Annotated in this window: 4 protein-coding genes; all 4 read right to left on the bottom strand. The window is 64.6% G+C overall.

Annotated features, from left to right (window positions below; translation table 11 throughout):
* Window positions 1-1,155: FAD-dependent oxidoreductase (locus B9A12_RS17525; RefSeq protein ID WP_170920321.1), on the bottom strand; the 1,155-nt coding region annotated here is incomplete at its 3' end.
* 176 nt (window positions 1,156-1,331) lie between these two features.
* On the bottom strand, window positions 1,332-2,807 hold the full coding sequence (gene gltA / locus B9A12_RS03760; protein ID WP_084056421.1) for an NADPH-dependent glutamate synthase: 1,476 nt from the start codon (window positions 2,805-2,807) through the stop codon (window positions 1,332-1,334).
* Between the two features lie 177 nt (window positions 2,808-2,984).
* Window positions 2,985-3,830, bottom strand: a complete 846-nt coding sequence (locus B9A12_RS03755; RefSeq protein WP_084056420.1) for a sulfide/dihydroorotate dehydrogenase-like FAD/NAD-binding protein — start codon at window positions 3,828-3,830, stop codon at window positions 2,985-2,987.
* 2 nt (window positions 3,831-3,832) lie between these two features.
* Window positions 3,833-6,424 carry a molybdopterin-dependent oxidoreductase gene (locus B9A12_RS03750; protein ID WP_084056418.1) on the bottom strand — a complete coding sequence of 864 codons (2,592 nt, stop codon included), beginning with the start codon at window positions 6,422-6,424 and terminating at the stop codon, window positions 3,833-3,835.
* Between the last annotated feature and the right edge of the window lie 369 nt (window positions 6,425-6,793).

Genomic DNA, 6,793 nt, shown 5'->3' with positions numbered 1-6,793 from the left:
CAGATAGATCCGGTTGCCCAGGTTCACTTCCCGCAAGAAATCCACGCCCGGATAGACCCCCTCCAGGTCCTCGCCCTCGATCCCGAGCTTCTTGCATTCGTGGGCGCCGATGCCCACAAAGATCGCCTTGTAGCCCTGCTCCCGCAGTTGGGCGATGGTGACATCCTTTCCGATCTCCACGCCCGTCTTGAACTCCACGCCCATCTCCCGGATCACCTGGATCTCCGCTTCGATGATGTCCCGGGGCAGGCGATAGGACGGGATGCCCACCGTGAGCATGCCGCCGAGAACCGGGAGTTTTTCGAAGACCGTCACCCGGTAGCCTTCCTGGGCCAGGTAGTAGGCGCACGAAAGCCCCGCGGGGCCCGATCCGATGATGGCCACCTTCTCATCGCGCTTTTCCTTGATCTCGGGAACAAAGCGGGTTTCGTCCTTGAGATCCAGGTCGGCGATGTAGCGCTTGATGAAGTCGATGGCCACGGGCTCATCCACTTTGTTGCGCATACAGGCCGTCTCGCACGGATGGTGACAGACCCGGCCGCAGATGGCCGGAAGGGGATTGTCTTTTTTGATGAGCTCCAGGGCCTCCCGGTAGCGGCCTTGGGCCGCCAGGGCGATGTAGCCCTGCACCGAGATGTGCGCCGGACAGGTGGCCTTGCAGGGGCTCGTTCCCCGCTTTTCGATGGCGAAGGCCCCGGGGACCGCCTGGGCGTAACGCCGGTAGGCCGCCCGCCGCTCACTCAGGCCCATGTCGTATTCGTTTTTCAAGACCACGGGACAGACCTGGGCGCACTCGCCGCAGCCCGTGCACTTGTCCGGATCGATGAAACGGGGCTTCTGGTGTACCTTCACCCGGAAGTTTCCGGGCTCCCCGCTCACCGCTTCCACTTCGCTCAACGTCAACAACTCGATGTTCAGATGCCGGCCGACCTCGACCAGTTTGGGCGAGATAATTCACATGGCGCAGTCATCGGTGGGGAAGGTCTTGTCCAGCTGGGCCATGGTCCCACCGATGGCGGATGTCTTTTCGACGAGATGGACGAAGTAGCCCGAGTCGGCCAGATCCAGGGCCGCCTGCATACCGGCGATCCCCCCACCGACCACCAGCACGGATCCGACCGGGTTCGAGGAGGTGGTGCTTGTCGCGTTGACCATGGTCATCTCTCCCATGTGATGTTGAGGAAAAGGGTCATGGAGCAGGGCGTAGGGGGGAGCCGGTCCCCGGGGCCCTGCGGTTTCTTCTTTCAATTATGGTGGTTTGGAGGGGGCGCTTGAACAGGAAAAACGCGCGGCCCCTGCCAACTCTTCGCCTAACTCTCAATGCCCACGCCTTAGGACTCTCCGTCCTTGGACGGGGATGGAGGGATGATCTTCTTCTGGCCGTTGCTCAAAAATTCGTGCATGGCCGCGGCGGCCCGACGCCCTTCGCCCATGGCGCTGATCACGGTGGCGCCGCCCGAGACGATGTCGCCCCCGGCCCAGACCCGAGCCTTGGAGGTGCGGCCCCGTTCGTCCACCACCACCGTGCCCCAGCGGGACACCTCCAAATCCGGCGTGGTGGAGGGGATCAGCGGGTTGGGGGACGTTCCCAGGGACACGACCACCGTGTCCACGTCCATGATGTATTCGCTTCCCGGGATGGGCACGGGGCGGCGCCGGCCGCTCTCATCGGGTTCCGTGAGCCGCATGCGGATCAGTTCCATGGCGGCCACGTTGTTGCGCCCATCGCTCAAAAAGCCCGTGGGGTTGCACAGAAAATGGAACTGGATGCCTTCCTCTTCCGCGTTTTCCACCTCTTCCAGGCGCGCGGGCATCTCGGCGCGGGTGCGCCGGTAGATGACGTAGACTTCCTGGGCGCCCAGGCGCACGGAGCAGCGGGCCGCGTCCATGGCCACGTTGCCGCCGCCGATGACGGCCACGCGCTTGCCCATCTTGAGGGGCGTGGCGTATTCCGGATAGAGGTAGGCCTTCATGAGGTTGGTGCGGGTGAGGAATTCATTGGCCGAATAGACCATGTTGAGGTTTTCTCCCGGCACTCGCATGAACTTGGGAAGGCCGGCTCCCGGCGCCAGGTAGACCGCATGGAATTCGCCGTTGAGCAGCTCGTCCAGGCTGTAGTTGATGCCGATGACGGTGTTGAGGCGAAGGTCCACGCCCAGGGATTGCACATAGCGCACTTCGCGCTGCACGATCTCCTTGGGCAGACGGAACTGGGGGATACCGTACATCAGGACGCCGCCCGCCACGTGGAGCGCCTCGAAGAGCACCACCTGGTGGCCCAGGATGGCCAGGTCGGAGGCCACCGTAAGGCCCGAGGGGCCCGAACCCACCACGGCCACCTTCTTTCCCGTGGACGGGGCCATGTCCGGCATGGTGGCACTTCCCTGGGTGCGCTCCCAGTCGGCAATGAACCGTTCCAGACGGCCGATGGCCACTGGAGCGCCCTTTTTGTTGAGCGTGCAGGCGTTCTCACACTGGAGCTCCTGGGGGCAGACCCGGCCGCACACGCCCGGAAGCGACGTCTTTTTCTTGAGGACCTTGGCCGCCTCTTCGATATCTTCGCGCTGCAGGGCGGCGATGAAGTCCGGTATGTCGATATTGACCGGGCACCCCTGCTGACAGGGCCTTTTTTTGCACTGGATGCAGCGGCTCGCCTCTTCCTTGGCCAGCTCCCAGCTGTATCCCAGCGCCACCTCGTCGAAGTTGTGGCGGCGCTCATGCTCCGACTGTTTGGGCATCTCCACCCGGTTGAGATTCAATTTGGGCTTCTTTTTGGGGGAGGCCTTGGGTTGTTTCGCTTCTGTCATTGTGCGTTCTCCTTAAACCCCCAGCACGCCGGGGCGCGACAACGAAGGATGAAAGCCCGGGTTCGTGGCCGGCGTCCCGTGCCCGGCCCTGCGAGGCTCACGGCTCAAGAAATCGGGAACCGGAGGCGGAAGGCCGAAACCCAGGAACCGGAACTCCACCACGGCTTTTATGGTACATCACCACTGGGAACAGCCGCGGCACTGGAAGCCCTGCTGCAGGATGCTTTCGTCGGCATAGGTGCAGCGCCGCGCCATGAGCACTTCCCAGCCGTCCACTTCGTGGCCGTCGAATTCGGGGCCGTGCACGCAGGCAAACCGGTTGGTTCCCCCCACGCTCAGACGACACGCGCCGCACATGCCGGTGCCGTCCACCATGACCGGTGTGAGGTGCACCATGGTCTTGATGCCCAAGGGGCGCGTCATTTCCGAAAGAACCCGCATGAGGCAAAGCGAGCACATGGCCACCACGCGGTCGATGCGCTTCCTGGGGTGGGCGTCCAGCAATTTGCGCACGGCCACGGTGGTGCTTTCCATCATGCCGTCGCCCCGGGTGCCCAGGGCCAGGATCAGCTGGTCGCTCAGCTCCTCCAGGGGCTTTTGGCCGAAGAGCCGTTCCCGGTCCGGGGCCTGGACGATGGTGGTCACCGTGTTGCCCTGTTCCTTCAGTGCCCGGATGATGGGCACCGTGGCGGCGATCCCGTAGCCACTGAGCACCGTGACCACGTGGCCGTAGTGGTCCACTTCGGCGGGGCGTCCCAGGGGGCCGATGAAGCTCAGGAGCTCATCGCCGGGCTGGAGTGCGGCCAGCTGCCGGGTGGTCTTGCCCACTTCGATGAAGACGAAGTCCACCGTGCCGGCATCCCGATCCCAGTCGCTGATGGTGAAGGGAACCCGCTCGCCCTTTTCGTCGATGATGAGGATCACAAATTGTCCGGGCTTGGCCTTTTCGGCCACCACGGGGGCCTGGACACGCAACCGGTGAACCCTGGGGGCCAGTACTTCATGATCGACAATGGGATACATGGCTATCTCTTCTCCACTTTTGCGGCAATGGATGCTCCGGATCGGTTGGAAGCCCCGGCGGCTTGGAGGGCCTCGGCCTTGACGGCCACCAGGCGCGGCGGCAGGTGGATGTTCAGGGCCAAACGGCCGGTGACCTCTCCACCGTTGAAGAGCACCGCCACCGTGTCACCCGCATCGCATTCCAGGCGGTAGGCGTCGGCTGGGTTCATCTCGATTTCGCCGTCACAGGCCAGGACGGCCTGCGCCTCCGGGGCCAGCAGGGAGCCCACATAGGACGGCAGAAGGCTTTCCTTGGCCGCCACGGCGTAGGGGAATTCCGCGGCCGCATCTTCCTCCGGCGGGGCCGGTGGCGCGGCGGGCGTCCAGGGCTTCCAGGTGGGCACGGCATCCTGGAAAAGAACGGGGGTTCCCTCGTGGTCCCGGGCCGGGCAGGGGACCTGAACGGGCTGGAAGCGCGCCCGGCTTCGGTGGATACCTCCGTAGCCGGAAACGGCCTGGGCCAGCTCGTCCAGGATGTCTCCGGGGGTGGCTTCCGGAAGGTCCAGGTTCCGTCGGGCCGCCAGGGCCTGGGCCACAAAGAGGGCGGACCGGGCCTGGTCGGGGCCTTCCAGCGTCCTTTCCGTCCATTGCACGCGCCGTTCCCCGTTGGTGAGAGATCCTTCCTTTTCCAGGATCGAGGCCATGGGAAGGAGTACCTGGGCTTGGATGGACTGGGGCGGCGGCGCCGTGTCGTGAACGGCCAGAAATTCCAGCTTGGAGGCGTACGGAGCCAGAACGTCCCAAAGTGTTCCATCATGGCTTTCGGCCGCCACCACGGCGGCCTGTATCTTTCCTTGAGCCAGGGCGTCCATGACCTGGGGACTCCATCCCAGATCGCGCGCTCCCTGCAGGTTGCCGGCGCCCCACAGGGGCCAGAAGCCGCCGCCGGGACGCCCCAGGGAGCCCTTGGCCCGGGCCAGGCTGAGCAGCGCGCGGGCGAGATCGGTAACGTCCGGAGCACTCAAGGCCCCCAGCCCCGCCAAAACCGCCACGGTGGGTTGGGCCGCCAGCAGACATCCGGCTTCCACCAGGGTTTCATCGGGGATGCCCGTAAGACGCGAGACCGTTTCCAGGTCGTAGGCGGCCGTCATCTCCTTGAAGGCTTGTTGCTGATCGGTCGGAAGCTCCTGGTCCGCGCCGCCTTCGTCCAGGATGACGCGAAGGAGGCCCAAAACCAGCGCTGTTTCGGATCCCGGCACGGGGCGCAGGTGCACGTGGGCGTAGCGGGCGATGGACACATCGTAGGGATTGGCCACCACCAGCTTGGCGCCTTTGAGCACCGCCTGGCGGATGCGGGTGCCCGCGATGGGCTGGGATGCAGCCGGGTTGAGGCCCAAAGCGAAGATGGCAGGGGACCCGCCCAAGTCCTCCAGGCTGTTGGTGGCGGCGGCGGTGCCCAGCTCTTCTTCCAGGACCTTTTCGAAGAGTACCTGACCGGCGGGGACCGCCACACCCAGTTGGGCACCCGGCAGGGCCCCTTGGGCCAGGCGGCCCAGGCGGAAGAGTTCTTCGTTGGTGAGGCGTCCGTCGGTCAAAAAGGCCACCCGATCCGCCGGGACATCCGCCAAGGCTCCAGCCAGCCGATCCAGTGCCTCGTCCCAAGAGGCCGGACGGTACTGGCCGTTTTCCAGGATCATGGGCGATTCCAGGCGATCCGGGCGCCGCAGATGCCGCTTCAAAAGAAACCGGCCCTGCACGCAGGCCTGGCCCTGGTTGCTGGGGCCGTCCGGGCTGGGTTTGACCTGAACGATCGTTTCATCGGCGGCCTTTTCCACCATCAGACGGCAGCCCGCGCTGCAAATGGGACAGAGTGCGGTGCCCCACTGGGTTTCCAGCTCCTTCTTGTAAAGATCGGTGACGATGGCCGTGAGCGCCTGGCACATGGCCTGCATCTTTTCGGTGGGTTCGCCGTGCACATCGCTCAGGTTTTCCCGGAGGGCGCCCACCGGGCAGGCGTCCACGCAGGCGCCGCAGAACTGGCAACCCGCCTCTTCCAGGGGGCGATCGAACGGTGTGCCCACTTCCGGGCGGCCGTCCTTGGACTGGCGAAAGACGATGGCGCGGGCTCCCCGCACTTCGTGGCACACCCGCACGCAGCGGCCGCACCGAACACACAGGCTGTAGTCTCGTTCAAAATAGGCCCCGCCGGGCAGCGGCTCCGGGCGCTCCTTGTCGGGAGGCGGGTAGGGAAAATCGATTCCCACCACCGTCACCAGCTGCTGCAGCTCGCAGGTGCCGTTGCGCGGACAACCCAGGCACTGGCGCGGGTGATCGCGCAAAATGAGCTGGAGCATCTCCCGGCGGAAGTCCAGCACCTTGGCCGATTGGGTGTTCACCCGAAGGCCTTCCGACACCGGCGTGGAGCAGGCGGCGGGCAGGCCGCGCTGACCGTCGATTTCCACTGCGCACAGGCGGCACGATCCGCTGGGTTCCAGAGCCGGATGAAAGCAGAGCCGGGGGATGTAGACCCCGGCGGCGTCGGCCGCCTCCAGGATCGTTTGGCCCGCCTTCGCCTTCACTTGCTGATCGTTGATCCAGATGTTGACGTCGCTCATCGTGACCTCTGGTTTCGGTTCGGTTGGTGAATGGCCGCTTCTTTAAGAGAAAAAAATCACATCGGGCAGCCCCAAAATCCCCTCACTCCCCCGCGTACAACGCCTTCCAATTCCAAGGCAAGTCCCTTAATAAATGGAGTCCAGCCGCTTGTCAACAACTTGCACATCATTTGTGCATGTTGGTTATACGCTCGCGATCCCCGGCGACCAGATACCGCGCCCGGAAAGCGGGAACCGTGAGATCCCGAGGGGCCGGTGGTGGTAGGTGGTGAGCGGGCAACGCTCGATCAGCAAAAACCGGCAACCTTTCCCATGCCCCTGACGCCCCGGGGGTCTGTGTGCTATAGAAGACAAGGCAATGAAATCCGA

The sequence above is a fragment of the Desulfacinum hydrothermale DSM 13146 genome (assembly GCF_900176285.1).
GTDB classification, from domain to species: Bacteria; Desulfobacterota; Syntrophobacteria; order Syntrophobacterales; family DSM-9756; genus Desulfacinum; species Desulfacinum hydrothermale.
The sequence above is the reverse complement of the archived record's forward strand: the minus strand, read 5'-3'. Positions and strand labels throughout refer to the sequence as shown.